Origin of the sequence: Lactobacillus sp. Sy-1, from assembly GCF_019303535.1 — a bacterium.
In the GTDB taxonomy this organism is placed as follows: Bacteria; Bacillota; Bacilli; order Lactobacillales; family Lactobacillaceae; genus Nicoliella.
In genome coordinates, this window is record NZ_JACCIU010000001.1 from 1,136,385 (window position 1) to 1,159,439 (window position 23,055).

Consider the following 23,055-nt stretch of genomic DNA (forward strand, 5'->3'; position numbering starts at 1 on the left):
AACTAGATGCAGAACTGTTCGTGTTAGAAGCACTACTGGATCCAGCTGCAGAACCAGCTGCTGCTGAATTGGCAGCACTATTAGCACTGGATGCAACAGCACTAGCCGAAGCAGCATTACTACTGTCTGCAGAAGCCTGGTTAGCAGCGGAGCTAGCGATTGATGCATGGGAACTCGCAGCACTGGCAGCACTCGAGGCGATTGCACTCGCACTTTGCGCAGCACTGGCCGCACTCGAGGCGATTGAAGCTTGCGTCGAAGCCGCGGAACTATCCCCACTTTGAGCAGCAGTAGAAGCTGCGGCAGAAGCACTTGAGGCAATCACACTCGCACTATTAGCATTACTGGTAGCAGAACTAGCGTTCTTACTATCATTAGCAGCATCAGAGGCTGCACTTGAGGCAGTCGATGCTTGTGAACTAGCGTCATTGGCAGCGGAACTAGCAGCACTGGCAGCCGACTTAGCAGTGGATGCAGCGGAACTGATCACTGCATTGCTTGGGTTAGCAGAAGCGGTCGCAGCAGCACTCGCAGCAGCAGTAGATGCCGAAGCAGCAGATTGCCCAGCGGAACTGGCATCATTACTTGCTGAAGTAGCAGCCGAAGCAGCTTGTGATGATGATGAACCCGCAGCAGAGCTACTAGTATTAGCCCCACTATCAGCGGAGGAAGCAACACTTGAATAACCACTAGCTTGACTAGCATAACTAGCAGCGGCACTGGCATTTGCAGCACTCTGGTATGCAGAGTTCGCAGCACTCGCTAATCCAGAAGCAACAACGGCTTCTGAACTTGCGGAATTACCGGCACTGACTGCAGATGCCGTTACTGAAGCAGCAACAGAGCTAGCGTTAACTGCATTATTAGCATTCTGAGAAGCTGCAGAAGCATATGCTGCTGCAGTGGAGTTCAAAGCACTCGCCTGTGAGTAGTTACCAGCTAAATTAGCGCTAGTAGCAGCACTCGCATTCGAGTTAGCAACACTGGCGTTGAAACTTGCCAATGTGTTTTCACTATTAGCAACGGAAGCGGCAGAACTAACTACACTGTAAGCAGAACTAGCAGTTGCAGAGTAGCTATCAGTAGCAGTCTTGGCACTGGTTAAACCAGCGCTGGCACTGTTATAAACCGAGTTAGCAGTACTGATTGCAGAATTACTAGCGTTATTGCTTACGAATGCACTCATGGTAGAGTTCATGCCACTCGCATTGTTAGAGTAGCTAGTAACGGCAGCATCAGCGGATGAAGCCACTGAATTAGCACTCGATGCAACCTTGGCATTAGCATTGGCACCACTAGCAGCACTGCTGGCAGTACTACTTGCGGATGAAGCCATACTACTTGCACTAGATGCAGCTGATGAGGCTCCTGAACCGGCATTCGATGCAGCTGAACTAGCGTCTGCACTTGCTGAGTTCAATGAAAGCATGACGTTAGAAGCAGAATTCATGTCATTTACCGCTTGACTAGCAGCACTTTGTGCAATTGAAGTCAAAGTATTGGTATCTGAAGCAGCACTTTGCGCAATTGAGGCCTGTAGACTAGCGGTTGAAGCAGCAGCAACAGCTGCACTAACGTAAACAGCGGCACTGGCCATACTCCCAGTCTTATAAGCAAAGCTGGCTTGAGTGTTCGCATTGCTAATTGCAACGATTGCACTGGAGATCGTTGCACTCGCATTCGTAATTACCCCAATTTGTGAAGTAACCGCAGCGGATGCACTTCCGGCAATGCTTCTTTGGCTAGCGGCATCGGAATTGTAACTATTGATTGCAATGACGGCATTAGAGGCATAATTATCAGCACTCTTGAACGTAGAATTACTTGGATCATTATTCAAGTAAGCATTGATTGAGTTAGCAATTGCACTAGCATTAATAGCGTTTCCACTCACTACCGAAGCAGCGGAACTGGCAATACTGTAAGCCGAACTAGCAGCAGCACTATTAGCAGTAGCAGTATTTGCCGCCGTAGAGGTGGCCCCAGATGCGGAACTAGCAGTCGATGAAGCGCCGCTTCCGGCATTATTCCCGCTAGTTGCAGCAGCAGCAGCACTATTAGCGGTACTTACTGCACTACTAAAGTTGCTGATTTGAACCCCAATCTGACTAACATCATTAGCAGCCTTAGATGCAGCGGTACTAGCAATGTTAGTGTAGCTAAGGATTGCACTAGAGTTATTGATCATTACCTGAGCATTAGCACTGGCAGTTGAAGCCGCAGTACTAGCAGTAGCAGCGTAACTATCCCCAGCAGTAGTACTTCCTGCTAGGTATGCAGAGTTCGCAGAGGCAACGTTCGTTGCAACCGCAACGGACGCACTTGAAATTGCGGAACTAAGAACTCCATCTGATCCATGGATACTATTTGCAACTGAAGCAGCACTCGAGGCGATGGACTTTTGATCTTGTGCATCAGAGTTGAGAGCGCTAATTGCATTGTTAGCCGAACTAGCAGCACTGGCAGCGCCAGTAATGATTGGGTTGTTAGAATTGCTTTGCGCCAAACTAGCAACACTCGTATTGATCGTATTGATGCTTGTAGCATCAGAATCAGCAATTGAAGCATAGCTAGAAGCTAAACTAGCATAGGAGTTAGCTAAGCTAATATTCGCATTGTTCCCAGCCACGACGCTCCCGGCAACTGAATTAGCTGAACTAGCCTTACTATTATTCGCACTCCCATTAGAGTTGGCCCCAGAAGCTTGACTAGCAGCCGAACTAGCGGCCGTTGAGGCCCCTGATAATACTACATAGGCAGATGAAGCATCCTTTTCAGCAGCAACTGCAACTGAAGCAGCTGAACTGGCAGTAATAACTGCAGTGGATGCAATTCCAGATTGCACTGCCGCATCGCTTTGGTAAGCAGCTAAATTAGCAGCGGCACTTGATGCCTGAGCGTTATAAACAGCTCCAGCAGTAGCATTCCCAGTGTTATATTCAGAAACGGCTTGACTAGTAAGCGAGTTAACGGTAATTACCCCATTGCTGACGGCAATATTGTCACTTGCTGCCTTAGCGGCAGCAGCACTCGCAGCACTGGCAGCACTTGAGGCAACTGTATTTGCACTAGCAGCAACTACGTTTGCAGAAGCAACCACTGCAGCAGCTGAAGTGGCCACCGAATTTGCACTAGAAACTAGCGTGTTGGTTGGATTAGCCGAAGCAATTGCGGCCGTCGAGGCAGCTTGGGCAACTGCTTGACTATTGTAATTACTAGTTAATGAAGCCGCAGAACTAGCGATTGACGCATATGAGCTAGCAGACTGTGCATTCGTGTTAGTTTGACTAGCCATAATTGAGGTTGCACTAGCATAACTAGATGCAGAACTGTTCGTGTTAGAAGCACTACTGGATCCAGCTGCAGAACCAGCTGCTGCTGAATTGGCAGCACTATTAGCACTGGATGCAACAGCACTAGCCGAAGCAGCATTACTACTGTCTGCAGAAGCCTGGTTAGCAGCGGAGCTAGCGATTGATGCATGGGAGCTCGCAGCACTGGCCGCACTCGAGGCGATTGCACTCGCACTTTGCGCAGCACTGGCCGCACTCGAGGCGATTGAAGCTTGCGTCGAAGCCGCGGAACTATCCCCACTTTGAGCAGCAGCAGAAGCTGCGGCAGAAGCACTTGAGGCAATCACACTCGCACTATTAGCATTACTGGTAGCAGAACTAGCGTTCTTACTATCATTAGCAGCAGCAGAGGCCGCACTCGAGGCAGTCGATGCTTGTGAACTAGCGTCATTGGCAGCGGAACTAGCAGCACTGGCAGCCGACTTAGCAGTGGATGCAGCGGAACTGATCACTGCATTGCTTGGGTTAGCAGAAGCGGTCGCAGCAGCACTCGCAGCAGCAGTAGATGCCGAAGCAGCTGATTGCCCAGCGGAACTAGCATCATTACTTGCTGAAGTAGCAGCCGAAGCAGCTTGTGATGATGATGAACCCGCAGCAGAGCTACTAGTGTTAGCCCCACTATCAGCGGAGGAAGCAACGCTTGAATAACCACTAGCTTGACTAGCATAACTAGCAGCGGCACTGGCATTTGCAGCACTCTGGTATGCAGAGTTCGCAGCACTCGCTAATCCAGAAGCAACAACGGCTTCTGAACTTGCGGAATTACCGGCACTGACTGCAGATGCAGTTACTGAAGCAGCAACAGAGCTAGCGTTAACTGCATTAGAAGCGTTTTGTACAGCAAGTGATGCAGCTGATGATGCAGTGGAATTCAAAGCAGTTGCTTGTGCAAAGTTACCAGCTGAAGTAGCACTAGCAGCAGCACTAGCGTTCGAACTAGCAACACTGGCGTTAAAACTTGCCAATGTGTTTTCACTATTAGCAACGGAAGCGGCAGAACTAACTACACTGTAAGCAGAACTAGCAGTTGCAGAGTAGCTATCAGTAGCAGTCTTGGCACTGGTTAAACCAGCGCTGGCACTGTTATAAACCGAGTTAGCAGTACTGATTGCAGAATTACTAGCGTTATTGCTTACGAATGCACTCATGGCAGAGCTCATGCCACTCGCATTGTTAGAATAGCTAGTAACAGCAGCATCAGCGGATGAAGCCACTGAATTAGCACTCGATGCAACCTTGGCATTAGCATTGGCACCACTAGCAGCACTGCTGGCAGTACTACTTGCGGATGAAGCCGTACTACTTGCACTAGATGCAGCTGAGGCAGTCCCTGAACCAGCATTCGATGCAGCCGATGAAGCCCCAGATGCAGCTGAGTTCATTGAAACAAGGACATTGGATGCACTAGCTAAATCGTTCTTAGCATTCGACGCAGCAATGGAAGCTGTTGAAGCCCAGCTAGCAACGTTACTTGCAGCACTAGTAGCAATCACAGCAACGGAACTAGCAGTATTAGCATAACTAACTGCATTACTGGTATAGATGGATCCACCAATGGTATCACCAGTATTATATGCATTAATAGCTTCACTGTAGTAACTATTAGCACTAGCTACAGCTCCATTAACAGTTGCGCTCGCAGAGGTAATTAATACTACTTGTGAAGTCCCTGCAGCAGAAGCAGCAGATGCAATGCTATTTTGTAATGAAGCATCAGCACTAAAACTATTAACAGCAGTAATGGCACTAGAAGCAACTGATGCAGCGCTCTTAAATGTTGAATTAGTTGGGTCATTATTAAAGTAACTGTTAATGGAATTAGCAATAGAACTAGCAGAAGCAGCATTGGTTGTCATTGCTCCGGATACTGAACTTGTGACGCTGTAAGCAGAGTTGATAATACTGTCATTAGTAGTTGCGGTTGATGCAGCGATACTAGTAGCAGATGAAGCAGAGGAAGCCTGACTACTTGCACTCGATCCGGCACTCCCCCCACTTTGTGCAGCGGAGTTTGTGGAACTAGCAGCACTAGCAGCACTATTGAAGGCATTGATCTGAACGCCCATTTGTTGCACATCTTGAGCCGCCTTTGAAGCTGCGGTACTTGCAAGATTAGTGTAACTAAGGATGGCACTGGAATTATTGAGCATTAATTGGGCAGTCGCACTTGCAGTCGATGCAGCAGTACTGGCAGCGGAAGCAAAGTTATCCCCATCGCTGGTACTACCAGCAAGGTAAGCAGAGTTAGCCGAAGCAACGTTATTGGAAACGGCAATGGAAGCCGAAGAAATTACAGTACTCAAGGAACCGTCAGAAGCACTGTGAATTGAGTTGGCAACACTAGCGGCACTGGATGCGGCACTCTTTTGTAATTGCGCATCGGTATTAAGCGATGCAATTGCAGAACTAGCTGAACTGGCAGAAACAGCATAGCTAGCAAGCGAAGCATTTGAAGTGTTCGCACTTACTAGGGCTGCGATACTTCCATTGACCGTTGCAACACTACTATTGTTAGAAGCAGCTAAACTGGCTGATGAAGATGCATTCGAAGCATAAGAATTTGCTAAACTAGCATTCGTCCCGTTTGCAGAAACCACACTCCCAGCAACTGAATTAGCATTACTAGCGGTACTATTATTGTTACTACCATTCGAATTTGCACCAGATGCTTGGTTAGCAGCTGAATTAGCAGCACTAATAGCACTAGCAGCAACACTCGCAGCTGAAGAAGCTACGGCTTGATCAGAAATAGCAGCACTAGCAGCACTGGATGCAATGATAGTTGCACTGGAGGCAGCAATCACGGCATTCGAAGCGGCCGTAGATAATGCGGCCATCCCAGAAGCAGTTGCAGATGCCTGCGAAGCAAAGATTGATCCATTATTAACATCACCAATAGTGTAGTAGCTATTAGCAACACTTACCAAACTATTAACGTTACTGGTAGCCACACTCGCAGCTGTTGAAGCAGCAATCGCACTGGCGGCAGCACTAGATGCATTTACGTAGGCACTATTAGCGGCAGCTGATTGATTATTAGCATCAACCAGCGCATTGGATGCGGCAACAGAAGCAGCGTTCACTAACTTAGCTTGAGCTTGCACGATTTGGTTCTGCCCATTAGCAGAAGCCAAGCTTTTGGCAGCGGTCGCATTGCTAGTTACTTGCGTATTAAAGTTACTTGTGGCAACAGCAGCGGAACTAGCTTGAGAAGCGTAGAACGATGCTGAGTTTGCGTATGATTTCGCGGTACTGGTACTAAGGCTCGTTGCAGAGTTATAACTACTTGCTTCACTAGAGGTTCCAGAAGTGGCACTAGATGCACCACTTCCAGCAGAAGCATTTGAACTAGCGGCACTATTAGCACTGGATGCAATGCTAGATGCAGAACTAGCGGCACTATTAGCACTGGATGCCGTACTGTTAGCAGAACTGGCATCATTAGCGTATGAATCCGCAGCCGACTTAGCAGCGGCGGCAGCACTGGCAGCGTTAGAGGCATCATTAGCGGCAGAACTAGCGATTGAGCGAGCAGTACTTGCAGCAGAGCTGTTTCCGGATTGCGCAGCCGTGGAGGCAGCGCTAGCAGCACTAGATGCAATGCTATTAGCTGTTGATCCAGCAGCAGCTGCTGAGGTAGCACTGTTGCTTTGCACAATGGCATTCGATGAATCAGAAGCCGCCTGCTGATTGGCAGAACTAGCAACGGAAGCAGCAGAAGAAGCCATCGATGCTGCAGTAGCGGCACTAGATGCTAATGATTGAACTGCAGAATTGCTCTTATTAGCATTAGCGGTTGATTGTGCAGCGGCAGCACTGGCAGCAGCTGTGCTAGCAGTAGCACTAGCGCTTGCGGCATTATTAGATGCTGAAGTAGCGTTGTTACTTGCTGCACTAGCATCCTTTTGAACTGCAGCACTATCACTTTGCGCATTGCCATTATAACTAGATGCTTGGCTAGCATAACTAGAAGCAGCAGTAGCATCACTAGCAGCCTGTGCAGAAATAAGTGCTGCGGAGACTGCTGATAATGCTTGATTAGCATTACTTTGGTCAGCGATTGCCTGCTTAGCAGCATTGGATGCAACAGTTCTCGCAGAACTAGCAATTGATGATTGAGCAACAACATCATTTGCTTGGTCGGACATCGCTAATGACGTATTAGATGCTGTTGTAGCATATGAATTCCCTAAACTAACGTTTCCTGCCTGATATGCACTGTTGGCAGAAGCAACCGCATTTGAAACCTTGACATAATTAGAGGAAGCGGCTGAAGCATCACGACTTGCTTGTGCAGCTGCTGCTGAAGCAACTACTGCAGCACTGTTAGCAGTCGAGGACTGGATAACTGCATCTGAGGATGCCGAAGATGCAACACTGGATGCAGAGGTAGCAGTTGAACTAGCAGCACTAATAATGGCATTACTTGAATTAGAATTTGCTAATGATGCAACTGCATTCGAAATGCTCATTACAGATTGATTCAATCCGCTAGTAGCAACCGCAGCTGAACTAGCTGAAGCCGCAAAATTAGCAGCATCATTTGCATTATTAGTGACACTTGTAGCGGTATTGGAAATAGAATTATTTTCAGTGGAAGCAGAGCTGTTAGTTGAATTAGCTGAATTTTGCCCATTACTTGCAGCACTACTGTTACCATTAGCGGCAGAACTAGCGCTTTGTGCTGTACTATCAGCTGAACTGGCAGTTCCAGAAGCATTGGATGCAACACTATTGGCAGAGCTTGCATCATTAGCAGCATTGGATGCAATTGAAAAGGCAAAACTAGCAATACTTGCAAAGTTGGATGCCTCAGAAGCAGCAACACTAGCAACACTCCGTGCAGAACTTGCAGTCGCACTATCGCCACTACTTGCAACGCTAGATGCAACAGAGGCTGCAGAGGTAGCAACAGAAGTAGCACTACTTGCATTTGATGATGCATTAAGTGCCACCCCACTTTGTGAGTTCGCAATTGAACTATCTTGATAGGCCTTATTCCGAGCTGAATTAGCAACAGATGCGGCACTACTTGCAACAGAAGCAGCACTACTTGCAACATTTGCATAAGATACCAATGTTGAATTATTAGGTTGAGCCATTGCAGAATTATTCAACGAATTAGCAATTGCAGAAGCATCGGCTGCACTATTGTTAGCAGATACAGCAGTACTGGAAGCAGCATTATAGTATCCACTAGTAGCGCTAGAAACACTATTAGCTAAACTACTAGCAGAATGAGCATTATTTGAATAACTAGATGCGTTGTTAGCATAAGATGATGCTAAGATTGCATCACTAATGGCAGCACTGGCCGCACTAATAATGTTAAGTTCAGACGTAATGGAACCAGCAATTACAGAAGCGGAATTCTGATCATTAATTGCGGCAGATGCATATCCAGACGCAGATGAAGCAACCCTGTTAATAGCGGTATTAGAATTTCTTAATGGATCTAAGAAATTAGCTGTGGCAGAAGCAATTGATGCCACCAAAGAATTATAGCTAGTTACCTGTGGAATATTACCAACTGAAGCTGCACTTTGGGCTAGTGCGTAGTATGAACTAGCATAAGAAGCATAATTAGAAATCATAGCAACTCTAGATGATGCTCCAGAAACATATCCAGAAGCAGTTGCTACCGCTTGGCTTGCTAAAGTAACTTGATTAGAAGCATCTGTACTAAGCGAAGCTAATTGTGAATTTAGAGAATTAATTGCAGTAGAAGCAGAATTAATTACTGAATTACTGCTATTATTTGAATTGCTTGCATAACTACTAGCTAATGCAGCTGAACTAACCCCAGCATTTGAGTAATTAGATACCGCAGTAGAAGCTGAACTAGCCACACTATAGTAGTTAATAATAGAATTATTTTGATTAATAATCCCATTATTAATATCAGAAGCATTCGCAGAAGCAACTGCAATTGAATTGTTTTGGGAACTAGCAGTACTATTATTCGCAGTTGAAGATGCATTTTGACTATCAACAATCGCTTGTGAATATGCTGAATTGACTACTGAATAAGCAGAACTAGCTACACTAGCATCACTATTAGCTCTAGAATATGCACTAACTGCAGATGAAGCAAAATCATTAGCACTATTACTTTGTTGAATAGCACTTTGCAGATACGAGTCAGCCGCATTAGAATAGCTAGCAACAGCACTACTATAAGTATTAACATCATCTTGATTTCCAGCGGTATATGCTGAACTAGCAGCTGCAGAGGCACTAGATGCAGATGCTGCTGCTGCAGAAGCTGCACTAGCAAATGAACTTGCTGCAGAACTTGCAGAGCTTGCATTGTAGCTGGCAACGCTTGCACTACTTAAAGCAATGGTTGCATCACTAGATGCCGAAGTTGCAATTCCATATTCAGATTTTGCAATTGATGATAAAGAAGTAAATGAGGACACAGCAGAATAAGCAGCTGACATCGAAGCAATCGCACTCGATGAAGATGCAATTTTCGATGTATAACTACTAGTTATGGAAGATGCACTAGAAGCCCCAGTCGAGTTTTGGTTGGCAATACTTGAAGCACTAACCGCACTTGATGCTATTGAAGATGCGCTCTGTGCAGAACTACTTGCAGACTGAACTTCATTTGAAATTTTTGCAACATCACTAGCTACTGAAGATGCTGCTGAAGCAGCTGATGAAAGGATTGCATTTTCAGAATCAATTTGGGTTTGAAGAGTTTGTAAATCACCATATTGACCAGCTAGTGCACTATTAGCACTAGTAATCGTAAGGTAGTTATTAGAAGCTTGAGTAGCAGCAGTAATTGCAGAATTTAATGCAAAACTAGCTGAACTAAGGTTTGCTTCCGCTGAAATCCGATTTCCTACACTAGCTAATGAGTAAGCAGAAGCTGCTGAACTATATGCTAAGCTGGCGTAATAAGCTCCGTTTGAAGCTGTAGAATAAATACTTTTAGCATTAGAAATTGCATTCGAAGCGTCAGCAATTGCACCAGAGGCTGCATAACTAATCGAATCTGCACTGGAGAAATAGTTCGATAATAATGAATAAGCACTAGAACCAATTGCACTGTAAGAGCTAATAAATGAATTATTAGGTGTACTTGACACTGCACTAGAAAGAACCCCAGAATTACTATTAGCAGTGGAGTTAGCCACGCTAGCAGAACTAACCTGACTAGAAACATTCGCAAAGTCAGATTGAGCACTATTGTAAGTTATTGGAGTAGCGCTTGAAGCAGAATTAAAGATTGATCCCTGACTTGATGCCGCCGCCTTGATTGAATTAGCAATGCTCATATCTGAGCTAGAATTATAAGCTGTTAAATCATTCAAACTATTGATAGCGTTGGAAAGCACATTAGCAGCGTCTTCAGCACTTTTTTCAGCGTCAGTAGCGGCTGATGCAAGTGAAACAGCTGAACTCCGTTGTGACGCAACACTTGCGGACGCAACGGAAATTGATGCACGCTGTGATTGGGCAGCATTAGCAGCACTAATTGCACTACTTAAATTAGCTGAAGCTGATGAATCATAAGGGTTACTATTATAGTAACTTGCTGCTGCGCTAGCATATGAAATCGCTTCAGAAGCTTTTGCAGAAGTAGTTGCCGCTGCACTAGATAATGAATCAGTAGCTATACTTGCTGCTATATAAGCACTACTTGCCACTGTTGCTGCTGAATACGCTGCACTACCAGCGGTGCTGGCGTTGGTAGATGCACTATTAATGATAGCTACAACACTCGTAATTGATCCAGATAAATCAGCATCACTAAATTCACTTGCCTTAGTAGATGCACTAGCTGCCGTGCTATTAGCTACACTAGCATATGACATTGCAGCTGAAGCAGCACTTTTAGCCCCAGAATTAGCGGTACTAGCGCTAACATTTTGAGTCCCAGCATCGGATAAAGTACTCTGCGCACTAACACTTGCGGAAGAAGCATACAGACTGGCAGCACTAGCCATTGCTGCAACTGAGTTTGTGGCACTAACTCCAGCATCAGCAATTGAAATCATATTACTCATAACATCTTGAGTGGATGACATTGCAGCCGATGCCGCACTAGCAGTACTCAGCGCAACTGAAGCTGATGCCACCAAGGACCTAGCGACACTAATTGCAGAAGAAGCAATGGATGAGTTTAACGTGGCCCCACTTGCAATCCCACTTAATTGACTTGCTCCAGATGCAGCAATTTCAATGTATGCCCCAGCTTGAACGGCATTTGATGAATTGGCCGCATACGAAGTGGCAACGGACATATTGTAATTTACATTACTTAAAACGGAATAAGCATAAGCGGAAGCTGAAGCAGAGCTACTTGGCCCCCCATAAAAGCTACTATTTAAACCTGACGTTGCAGAAGAAGCAATCGTCATATAGGAACCAATTGCAGTACTCAAACTCGCAGCTGCTGATAATTCAGCACTAATTAAAACCGCTCTTGAATTTTGATCGGATGCAATATACCCAATGAAGGCGTATGAGCTATATTTGGGATCTGCTGCAGCAGATGAAGCATAACTATTTTCACTAGCAATCGCTGAACTTTGCGCATTGACAGAAGAAAGCGCTGAAGAAGCAGATGTTACTAATGTGCTCCCTGAAGCAAATGCTGAGACGTTACTAGAAGCAGCGGAACTTGCGGCACTGTAATATGAATTAGCTAGGACATCTGGCTTATTCAAGAAACCATTATTATAACCAAGTGCATAATCCTTAGACTTAGCATTAATCCCAGCATTTTTATAAATATCTAGTTTCCCTTGGTTATAACCAGTTTCATAATCATTTCCTTGTTGATAACTAGTTGAACCAGCTTGGGAGCTTGAGGTGTTACCATTTTCACCATCCAGATATGCTTGAACGTTTATACTTGCTTCTTTAATCTGCTTAACCGTATTTAAATGGGCAATCGCATTAAACTTGTATGCCGCCATAGCAGTATTAACATCACTTAATTGAGAAGATGGAACCACAGCACTCCAGTTCCCATTAGAATCTGCCTTTGTAATGTAATTAACATCACCTGAATCACTTGGATCATCAGATGGGCCATTATTCAACCCTGCATAGTTTTCATTTGCAAAATCACTCGTTCCAGGATCAGAGGTGTAGTATTGCAACTTAATATATGCACCAGGAGTTGCATATCCAGAAATTGCACCGGTCGTTGAATTATATTGAACTCCAGCGATTTGAACATCTTGAACGTGGTCTAATTCGAGATAAGTTCCCTTATTAGCTGCATTACTAGGATTAGCAACCGCATTAGTTAATGGAGAAGTAACACTATAAACGACAGTGTTAGCTCCAGTCCCAGTCCCACTTCTTTTAACCGTAATATTACCGTATGGTCCATATACCCCACCTTGATTATCCTTAGCAGTGGTAGAAGTCCCACTAACCGTAATTCCACCAGTAAAGAGGTTACTATTCGTGTTAGTGTTATTAGTCAAATCTAAAATAATTTGCTGGGGATCATTAATGTTAAGATTACCACTAGATTTAATTAAATTAACAGGTGCGCTTCCGTCAGCAGCAGCCTTAAAAATCGAAGTTCCGGTTAGATTTAGTCCACCAGAACCAGCAATTTCAATTGCATTCATTGACTGTCCACCTAAATTACCAATGTTATTAGTGTTAATTTTAAGTTGTCCTTGATTAGAGACATTGATATTAGCACCACTACTTAAATAAATTAAATCAGCACCTGATCTCCAACCAGTGCTATTTCCACTTCCTGTAGCATTAACACTTAGAGTGGCACCATCTTTAATATTTACATTACCACTCCCGGTACTGTAAATTGCAGCTCCCATATATCCACTACCAAGGCCACCACTAAGATTATTCTGATTAATCGCTGGATTAATATTAAGGACAGACCCGGCATTTAAGTTAACTGATCCATTCCCTCTAATAATAATCCCTTGGGATTCATAACTACCAACCCCAGCTTCAGGATAGTATCCTTGGGGAACCAAGGTCGTATTGGAATTATGGTCAAAAGTTGCAGTTCCACCAAGATCAAGGGCATTCCCATTATAAGTTGATCCATAGAAGTTAACCCCCGATAGAAATTCAATACTGTTAACTTGGAAGATCTGCTGATCAGAACCACCATTAGCTTTACCATAATTAATCGCAGTTCCTTGAGCTTGGGCAACACTAGATGTATTGGTAATCATTGTAGTAGTAGGAGAGTTTTGATCCGTTCCATATTGCTTAGCCACAGCAGAAGGAGAATAATTTTGCCCAGCATTAATGATTACCGAACTAGCGGTCCCAGTAGAAGTGGGGTCAAAACCTGAGTTAAGCGTATCAGGAGTTACGTTTGGGTTCCCTAAATAAACATTGGTGTTTGTTGCATAAGCTAACTGGCTCCCGGTATAGGTAATATTATCGTAATAGAGGTTTTGACCAGTTCCTCTAGCAGTAATTGGACCATAAAAATCCTGTCCAAACATTGTGATGTTTTGAACAATTACATTTTGCCCAGAACTACCCGAAACATTATATGACTTTCCTGCAAAATCAACCGTGGATGTGGTTCCATCCATCCGTAGTCCGTTCACAGTAAAGGTTTGTGGGTGACCATAAGCAGTCCCATCACTATATCCACTATACATCGACCATAAATTAAAGTTAGCATCGACATTAATATGTGAAATGTTAGTGTTACTCATTGCCGCATCAAATTGACTAGCCGTAGTAACATTAATAAATCCACTTGCAGTTCCTGGATTACTTGCATTGGCTGAAGCTTGCGAAGCGGTCAATGATGTATATGAGCTAGTTAAACTATAGTTAGCACTAGCCATTCTGTAGTCACTATAAATCCCAGAAGAAGTCGTGTTAGCACTAGATAGGTAACCATTAACTGAGACCACCTGTGAATCAACATTTGATAGTGTGGTGTCTAAGTAGGCAACACTTTGCCCGTTGCTCAATGCAACCGAAGCTGATGATAGTGTTGCTGAAAGTGATGATACGTTTGTAGCAGCAATCGAAGCATAGATACTTTGGACCAATAAATCCGTCGAATAACTCTTTGCTAATGAATACGCACTTTGGGTGGCAAGAGCAGCTGAACTAGCCAATGAACTAGTGGTGTTACTGGTATTATCAGCATAACGAATTGATAGAATATTAGCTGAACTAGCCAGATTAGAAGCCGATGCAACATTAGATGTAGCACTAACCACTGCATTTGAAATGGCAGCAAAGGAAGCATTCAAACTATTTAGCTTTGCAATGTAGCTATTAACCGCTGCTTGAGAACTGCTATTATCAACTGCGCCTAAATTAGCATCCCGATATAACAACTCAACGTTCTCAGCATCTGATGATGATAACTTATTAGAATCAATCGCATTGCTACCATCCGAAGTATTAAAAATTGTTTGCAAATCTAAATTAGCCAAACTATTGTACGAAAAACTAGTGGCACTGACGCTGACTGCGCTTGCAAAATTAACTCCTGACTGCTGAGCACTACTTGATCCAGTACTGGATTCAGAACTAGTGGAGTCACTTGACTGCGCTGCATTAGCAGAACTATCGTTAGCCGATGCACTACTGTCTACTCCGGAAGTGAGCGAAGCATTGGAACTAAGGGATGCATCCACACTTAAAGAAGCGTTCACAGAAGCACTAGCTAAACTAGCGGTATTTAAATTAGCGTCTGAAACAGTTAAATTAGCGCTTTCACTACTGCTAGTATCACTGGAAAGTGAACCATTCGATGCAGAAGAAGCATCAGCAGATGAACTGCCCACGCTACTTTCGCTACTGGTCTTGGATGTGCTGGTGTTATTACCAGATGCACTTGAACTACTAGTACTGGAATCGCTAACAGAACTACCGTTAGAAGATCCACTCGTCAAACTAGTACTTGATGCATCGTCACTACTGGTAGCAGAACTAGCAAGACTATCACTAGTTTTGTCACTACTATTGGTAGAATCAACGCTGCTAGAAGAAGCCCCACTATTTGCATCAGTAGAACTACTATTATTATATTCATCTTGGTCAGCATTGGATCCGTTGGAAGTGTAGTTAGCGTCACCATCTACATCCGCATGAACCGTCTTTTGAGTTAGGAATGATCCACCCCCAAGGACTGCTAACATTGATAAAGAAACTACAACCCATTGTTTCTTTACTTTTTTAAGTACTTTTTTATCATTTACTTTATTGTACTGAAATTTATTGTAGAGCAAATTAAAGTCCCCCTTAATTCAAAAAATCATCTAACATTTTAAAATTAATCTTAGCTTTTTATCACGACTAATTTACAAATAATCAAACGATTATTTAACATTAGTATGTACCGTTTTCCTCGAGTAACTAAATTACTATCTAATTAGATACATTTATAGACTAAGTATACCACCAATTTAATTTTCATTGTACAGTAATGGCTGAAAAAACATTAGCATTATTTATATTAAACAATTGTTTTATCAAATAAAATAAAATTGAAAAATAAAAAGGAGATCCCCATTAATTTAAATTGGTAATCTCCTATATTTAATTATTTAGTAACCAACAGTAAATGAATTTTTATAAGTAATCTCAGTCCATTTAAAACTATTAAGCGAATTAAAATTTAGTTTTCTTGTATAATAATACAAAACATGATCACGATACAATCCTAGTTTCTTCAATCGAACGTCAAAAAAAGTAATTCTAGAACGATTACTTTTACGATTCATTTGTCCATATTGATAAATCGTCTTTCGAGAATAAGCATGGTTAGGATGCGTAATAATTTTATTGTTAAATACCTTAATGTACCCCTTAATGAACCCGTCTGAGTGGTTTTCAAGATTGCTATCTACGTTTTGATCATCACGCGCCTGTAACGAGCCTGTCTGATAATCGCTATCATAGTTGTCATTTTCATCATGATAGCGTTGTTCAAACGGAATCTGTCCGCTGGTATGCGGTAACTTCTGATTCGAACCAGCAACTCTGGCTACTAAATCAGACAATTGCACTAGGTTATCGGCAGCGTTAGCAGATGCTAATTGACTGCCCAGTTCAACCACCGCTGCCTTAACAGAACTAATATAGTCACTACCATCACTGATATCTTCATCATTCACGTCAAAATCTGTACTAAGTGACCTAATTCGATCAACGTTACTACCGATTTTACTAGCTCCACTATCACTAATACTAGCAGCACGAGCAAACCGCTGGGCCATTGAATTAATTCCAGCATAATCAGCACTTGAGAAGGCTACTGTGATTTCAGAACCAAATGCATCCGCATTATCAACTGCTAATGAAGTAACTTGACTAACGTTGTAATTATCGCTACTAAGTGAATAAGCAGATTGACCCAGATCATCATTAGTACTGCTTAACGATACAATATCAGCATATACCGAATGCGCTTGCACTGAATGTGAACGCACTTGTTTTGAAATATCAGCCGACAAGTCATCATTAGAAATAAACGCAAACCGATGAATTTGATCATTTATAACTTGAATTTGGTCTAGTGTAGCCTTAATTATCCCCAACTGGGATTTATTTATTCTGATATGATCCCGCATTCCACTGATAATTAAACTCGCTGTTTTGGATTCAGAATTAATTTTAGCAGCAGTCTGGTTTATCGAATTAATAAATTCACTAGCATGAGTACTAGTATTTATAGCAGCAATTTTAACCTTGCGATCACTGGATAGCTTAGTTGCGAGTGTAGTTACATCTTCATGGATTGAGTTTAGTTCGGCTAGCAGTGAATTCGCTGAAGCAGATTCACTAACAATTGCTGAATTAAATCCATCCAGGTCACTATTAATTCCCTCGGCAACCGATAATAAATTAGTCAAAGAATCATTATAAGTCACTTGCCCGGCATCATTAAAGGCCGAATTAGCCAGACTATCGTATACTCTAGCAACATCCATGTTTAATTCAGCTTCATAGCTACTAGCTAAGGCGCGATAGGAATTAGCAGATAGATTGCTCTCATCAGTCTTCGATTGAATAATATTCGCTGCTCTTCCGACCATTTTAGTCTGCAACAGCCCATCAGCAGCAAGCGAATTTTTATCAGTAACTTGACTACTAATCAAATTGGTTTCATCATAAATAGAGCTAGCAATCAAATATTTAGATTTTAATTCATTATTTTCTGGAAAATCACTCGTAAAACTACTGATTTCGCCAATAATTCGATCGATTTGTTCATTGCTATGGAAGACCATTTGCGCATTAGAACTAATCGAGTTATTGAGTTCACTAGCTTGACTAGCAGTGCTACTAATTAAACTTGCTAAACTATTCATTTTATCAACTTCCATATTATCCTTTTTGAATTAAAACAACCGTACATATAATAATAACGTATGTTATTAAACATGTAAATTATTTTGGAAACTCAAAAAGAAACCGTCCCAAAGAATCAGCACGCTAATTCTACCGGGGCGGTTTACTTATTTATAATTGTAATTAAATCTTAATAATGTTCCATGTATTGCTTACGTTCCCATTCTGAAACTTGAATCTTGTAAGCATCGTATTCAAGATGCTTAGCAGTTGTGAATCCCTTAATTAAACGTTCACCAAGGGCATTTTTAATAACGTCATCCTTAGCTAATTCATTCAAAGCATCCTTTAGCGTTTCTGGAAGACTTTCAATATCATTTTCGTTTCGTTCTTCAGAGTCCATCTTGTAGATGTTCCGACTAGTTTCAGCCATTGGCTTGATCTTGTTCTTTAATCCGTCAAGACCAGCTTCAAGTAAGACTGCGATAAACATGTAAGGGTTAGCAGTAGGATCACCACTCCGAAGTTCCAAACGGGTTGATAAACCACGAGAAGCGGGAATTCGAACTAGTGGTGAACGATTTGATGCTGACCATGCAATGTATACCGGAGCTTCGTAACCAGGAACTAGTCGCTTGTATGAGTTAACAGTAGGATCACCAATTGCGGTGATTGCCTTAGCATGCTTTAACAATCCGCCTAAGAAATGGTAAGCATCTTCTGATAATTCTAACTTATCATCCTTATCGAAGAATGCGTTTCCTTTATCATGGAAAAGTGACATGTTCATATGCATTCCTGAACCGTTAATTCCACTAAGTGGCTTTGGCATAAAGGTTGCGTATAGACCATGTTTCTTAGCAATCGTCTTAACCACAATCTTAAAGTTTTGAATGTTATCAGCAGTTTCTAGCGCATTTGCGTATTTAAAGTCAATTTCGTGTTGACCTGGGGCAACTTCGTGATGGGCAGCTTCTACATCAAAGCCCATCTTTTCCAATGTAAGAACAATTTCACGACGGCAATCTTCTCCTTGGTCCATTGGGGCACGGTCAAAGTAACTACCGGAGTCATTAAGCTTAGTAGTAGGATTGCCATTTTCATCCATCTTGAATAAGAAGAATTCTGGTTCTGGCCCAATGTTGAAGGACGAGAAGCCGGCCTTATTCATGTCTTCTAAGACCCGAATAAGGTTGTTTCTAGGATCACCTTCAAAGTATTCACCATTAGGCTTTCTAACGGAACAAATCACACCAGCAATCTTACCGTGTTCTTCACTCCATGGGAATGTCATCCAAGTGGAAAGATCTGGGAATAGATACATATCACTTTCTTCAATCCGAACAAACCCTTCGATTGAAGAACCATCAAACATAATCTTATTATCCAATAGTTCATCTAACTGACTAATTGGTAATTCTACGTTCTTAACAGTTCCAAATAGGTCAGTAAACATTAATCGTAAGAAATTAACATTATCTTCCTTAACCATTTGTTTGATGTCGTCTTTTGTGTAATCATGCTTAGTTGCCATAAATAAACCGCTCCTCACGTTGGAAATCAAATTTTTACATCGGATTGTTAAAGGGGTTATTATTATCAGCTAGTCCACCGAGGTTTAGAAATTCCTTATGGAGCAGCTCGCGGGCTTCGTCATCTGAAATCGACTTAGCCAGCGATTCCTGCTCCTGCTTTCTTTTCGCCTCACGCTTAGCAAATACCGCTTGGATTGCCGCAATGTTTAACCCTTCCCCTAAGAAGTCCTTGATCTCTAAGATCCGGTCGATATCATTTAATGAATACATCCGGCGATTGCCCTCATTGCGCTTCGGGAGCACCAACCCTTGTTCTTCATAGTATCGAATTTGTCTAGCAGTCAAGTCAGTTAATTTCATCACGGTCCCGATTGGTAATACCGATAATGAACGACGTAGTTCTTTTTCACTCATAATGTAACCCTCCAACATCTAATATCATATCATGTATTTTAAATTCGTCAAGCGTTTATGTTACTTTTTATAACATAAGTTTTAAAATTTATTTTGTCAACCAGGCGGAAACGGTTTGTTGAATTTGTTTTCTAGCTTCTGGATGCTCAATTACGTTAAACCATCTAACATTCATTTTATTGCGAAACCACGTTAACTGGCGTTTAGCATAGTGTCTAGAGTCCTGTTTGATTTTGGCGGTTGCCGTTGGTAAATCTATTGCCCCTGATAAGTACGGATAGAGTTCCCGATAACCAATTCCCTTTCCGGCTGCTACCGTTGGACCCCCCTGCTCTAAAAGCCAACGGGCTTCATCCAATAGTCCTGCTTGGAACATTAAATCAACTCGTTGGTTAATGCGGTCATAAACTAACTTCCGATCGGCATTTAACCCAATTAACAAGGTATCGTACTGCCCAGCCATTAGTTGGGGCTGATCTGAAAAGCGATGGCCCGTCTTCTGGTACACTTCCAAAGCCCGAATTACCCGGCGAACGTTATTCACCGGAATCTGCGCTGCAGCCTGCGGATCAATTTGCTTTAATTCCGTCCAGATGGCCTCGTTCCCTACATTTTCAGCGTGGGCGTGCAATTCAGCTCGAATCGACTGATCTGCATCAGAGTCGCCACCTAATACTAAATTATCCAAAAGGGCTTGGAGATAAAAACCAGTTCCACCAGCAATAATGGGCAGGCGGCCCCGATTGGTAATTTCATTAATCAATTGGCGTGCATCGGCCACAAAATCAGCCGCCGAGTAGCGCTCAGTAACATCTTTGATATTAATCAGATGGTGGACGATGCCATCCATCTCAGTCGGCGTCACCTTAGCGGTTCCAATGTCTAGGTGGCGATACACCTGCATTGAATCCCCTGAAATAATCTCACCATTGAACTGGTGGGCTAATTGAATTGATAATGTCGTCTTTCCAACCGCAGTTGGCCCGACAATTCCTAATACTTTTTGCAATTAACTATCTGCTCCTTGGATTCTATCGCGCATTTGCAACGCTAGCTGCGGGTGATCGGTAATCAATCCCCGGTAGTGCCGGCGCAGACAAAACGCGATTTCAAATTTTTGATTGACCGTCCATGGTCTAAAATAACGATGAAAGCTAAACAGCGGGTGCGCCATTAAAATTCGCACTTCGGGATGAAATGTTCTGATTTGACGCTGATTAAACAACCGGCGCATTGCCCCATAATGATAAATCATTAGCCCAGCCGTTTCAACTTGCGGTGCTAGCTCAATCATTCGCTCAGTAGTGGCTAAATTAAAACTGGAATAAATCAAACGAAACCCGTGGGCGTGGCTTTCGAAAAATTTAACCACCATTTCTTCAATTCCCTGGTAGTGAATGTGATCAGTCTTAATTTCTAAGTTTAGGTCGCCGGTAAACCCACCCTGATTTAAGCACTCCACTAATTCTAAGAGGGTTGGGATTGATTGAATCCCTAATTCTGGATGGGTCAGGTTAGCATTTAATTGTTTTAACTCCGCTAACGTAAGATCATTAACCAACCCAACATGTCCCGTCGTTCTTTCAACGCTTTCATCATGGATAATGACTAGTTGACGATCCTTAGTTAAATGGACGTCGGTCTCAATTCCATCCACCCCCAATTCGAGGGCTTTTTGAAACGCAATTAAGGTGTTCTCGGGAGCATCTCGCTTATCTCCACGGTGCGCAAAAATTTTCGTTTTCATATTTAACAGCATCCTTTAATTGAATTTACAAAAAGATTATCGTTCTTACTGGATAATTTACCATAAATAAAGCATAATAATAAGTGAAATCATTATGAAAGGGAGGCACTACTATGCATAATTTCGGTAAAGGATTTTTAGCCGGTGTATTTGCAACTGTTGGTTGCGCTGCAGGCGTACTCTTTTCATTCAAAAAAGCAGTTGTCGATCCAATCGAGGATCAAGAAGCTAAGTATGAAGAAAACAGAAAGCGTTCATTAAGAAAGAGCCGTTCTGCTCACCAAGGCTAATTTAAAACCCACTAAAAAAGAGATGCTTAACTAAAATTAAGCATCTCTTTTTTTAGTTTTCCCATTCCAATTTCGATAACCGTTCTTCAATACATAGAGTTTCCGGTATCCCTTCTTATGCAAAAAGAGCGCGGCTCTGGTACTGATCGATTGGCCCTGATCATATAAAATCACTGGTAAATCAGCTCTAATATCGCCGTATAACTGGCGAATGGTCGAGTATGGAACGTTACGGGCCCCTAAAATATGCCCCGCGTCAAAATCACGTTTTTCACGCAGGTCAATAATCTGCGCCCGCCGTTTTAACTGGGTAAATTGGCTTTCATCAATTACATTTGCAACCTGCTTGAGCCGGTAGCGGTTGATAAGAAACCATGCTCCCCAAACGATTAAAATAACAACAACTGTAATTAAAAACGACAAGGTTTAACAAGTCCCCTCATGATAGAAATTATTTATTGCTTCCAAACGCCTTTTCAGCTAATTCAGCAGCCCCCATTACCCCAGCATCGTTTCCTAATTGGGCCAACCGGATCCGAGTGGAGTCACGAACAGGCTTAAATGCGTTTTCTTGGAAGTATCTAGTGGTAGGTTGTAACAATGTGTTTCCGGCATTAGAAACTCCCCCACCAATTACGATGCTACCAGGGTTAAAGATGTTTCCAATGTTTCCGAGTGCTAATCCTAAGTATGAACATACCCGATCAACCACTTGATTAGCTAAAATGTCACCATTATCAGCTAGGTAGAAAATAATCTTAGAAGTAATTTCTTCACGAGCATCTTCTAGTTCCTTTAGACGGGAAGTCCCAGTAAAGGTCGCTGCTAAGTCCTTAGCAACGTGAACGATTCCAGTAGCGGATGCGTATTGTTCTAGACACCCCCGCTTTCCACAAGTACATAGGTATCCGTTTTGAACAACGGTAATGTGACCAATTTCACCAGCGGCTCCGTTAATTCCGTGAACTAATTCACCATCAACGATTACTCCACCACCGACACCGGTTCCAAGGGTAACGAACACAACATCGCTTTCCTTACTCCCGGCACCACGCCATGATTCACCTAGTGAAGCGGCATTGGCATCGTTATCAGCAACGAATGGTAGTCCAATACCTTTTTCAATTTGTTCTTTAATTGGTTGAGGAGTGGTCCAATTAAGATTGTATGCACCAGTAACAGTTCCCTTTTCACGGTTAACAGTTCCTGGTGTACCCATCCCAATTCCAATGAAATCACTTTTAACGTGGTTAGCGTTATCCATGGTTTCATTGATTGATTTGATGATATTAGGAACGATATGACTACCGTTTTCGCTAATATCAGTATCAATCTGCCATTTGTCTAAAATTTGACCATCAGTGGTCAAAAAAGCCATCTTGGTAGTCGTCCCACCTAAATCAATTCCAATTAATTTATTTGCTGCCATT

At 42.7% G+C, this 23,055-nt stretch carries 9 protein-coding genes (1 of these 9 cut by a window edge); 1 reads left to right on the top strand and 8 read right to left on the bottom strand.

Annotation, left to right across the window (positions count from 1 at the left end; translation table 11 throughout):
• From HZL42_RS04730 to HZL42_RS04755, 6 genes are all read right to left on the bottom strand, one after another.
• Window positions 1-15,574, bottom strand: the beginning of a protein-coding gene (locus HZL42_RS04730; RefSeq protein ID WP_219054520.1) for a DUF5776 domain-containing protein. 25,373 nt of this gene lie to the left of the window's left edge; 15,574 of the gene's 40,947 nt are visible here — the first part of the coding sequence; its start codon is at window positions 15,572-15,574; the stop codon falls past the left edge of the window.
• A 318-nt stretch (window positions 15,575-15,892) separates the two neighbouring features.
• Window positions 15,893-17,659 (bottom strand): hypothetical protein, encoded by a 1,767-nt coding sequence (locus HZL42_RS04735; protein ID WP_219054521.1) that lies wholly within the window; start codon window positions 17,657-17,659, stop codon window positions 15,893-15,895.
• 170 nt (window positions 17,660-17,829) lie between these two features.
• Window positions 17,830-19,173, bottom strand: a complete 1,344-nt coding sequence (glnA, locus tag HZL42_RS04740; protein ID WP_219054522.1) for a type I glutamate--ammonia ligase — start codon at window positions 19,171-19,173, stop codon at window positions 17,830-17,832.
• Between the two features lie 34 nt (window positions 19,174-19,207).
• Window positions 19,208-19,588 (bottom strand): MerR family transcriptional regulator, encoded by a 381-nt coding sequence (locus HZL42_RS04745; RefSeq protein WP_219054523.1) that lies wholly within the window; start codon window positions 19,586-19,588, stop codon window positions 19,208-19,210.
• Window positions 19,589-19,676: 88 nt separating this feature from the next.
• On the bottom strand, window positions 19,677-20,597 hold the full coding sequence (gene miaA, locus HZL42_RS04750; RefSeq protein WP_219054524.1) for a tRNA (adenosine(37)-N6)-dimethylallyltransferase MiaA: 921 nt from the start codon (window positions 20,595-20,597) through the stop codon (window positions 19,677-19,679).
• Entirely contained in the window at window positions 20,598-21,335 is a 738-nt protein-coding gene (locus HZL42_RS04755; protein WP_219054525.1) for a glycerophosphodiester phosphodiesterase family protein, read from the bottom strand. It lies immediately after the preceding gene.
• 113 nt (window positions 21,336-21,448) lie between these two features.
• On the opposite strand from HZL42_RS04755, the gene HZL42_RS04760 reads away from it, so the two are divergent.
• A complete protein-coding gene (locus HZL42_RS04760) occupies window positions 21,449-21,625 on the top strand; it encodes a DUF3042 family protein (protein ID WP_219054526.1) in 177 nt (58 codons plus the stop codon).
• A 36-nt stretch (window positions 21,626-21,661) separates the two neighbouring features.
• On the opposite strand, the gene HZL42_RS04765 is transcribed toward HZL42_RS04760, so the two are convergent.
• Both HZL42_RS04765 and HZL42_RS04770 read right to left on the bottom strand, forming a co-directional pair.
• Entirely contained in the window at window positions 21,662-22,048 is a 387-nt protein-coding gene (locus HZL42_RS04765; protein WP_219054527.1) for a rhodanese-like domain-containing protein, read from the bottom strand.
• A 28-nt stretch (window positions 22,049-22,076) separates the two neighbouring features.
• Window positions 22,077-23,054, bottom strand: coding sequence for an ROK family glucokinase (locus HZL42_RS04770; protein WP_219054528.1), 978 nt, complete (start codon window positions 23,052-23,054; stop codon window positions 22,077-22,079).
• Between the last annotated feature and the right edge of the window lies 1 nt (window position 23,055).

Excerpts from the sequence above, each read along its gene's own strand:
- HZL42_RS04735 (WP_219054521.1), bottom strand. The coding sequence starts at position 17,659 with ATGAATAGTTTAGCAAGTTTAATTAGTAGCACTGCTAGTCAAGCTAGT.
- glnA (WP_219054522.1), bottom strand. The coding sequence starts at position 19,173 with ATGGCAACTAAGCATGATTACACAAAAGACGACATCAAACAAATGGTT.
- HZL42_RS04745 (WP_219054523.1), bottom strand. The coding sequence starts at position 19,588 with ATGAGTGAAAAAGAACTACGTCGTTCATTATCGGTATTACCAATCGGG.
- HZL42_RS04755 (WP_219054525.1), bottom strand. The coding sequence starts at position 21,335 with ATGAAAACGAAAATTTTTGCGCACCGTGGAGATAAGCGAGATGCTCCC.
- HZL42_RS04760 (WP_219054526.1), top strand. The coding sequence starts at position 21,449 with ATGCATAATTTCGGTAAAGGATTTTTAGCCGGTGTATTTGCAACTGTT.
- HZL42_RS04770 (WP_219054528.1), bottom strand. The coding sequence starts at position 23,054 with ATGGCAGCAAATAAATTAATTGGAATTGATTTAGGTGGGACGACTACC.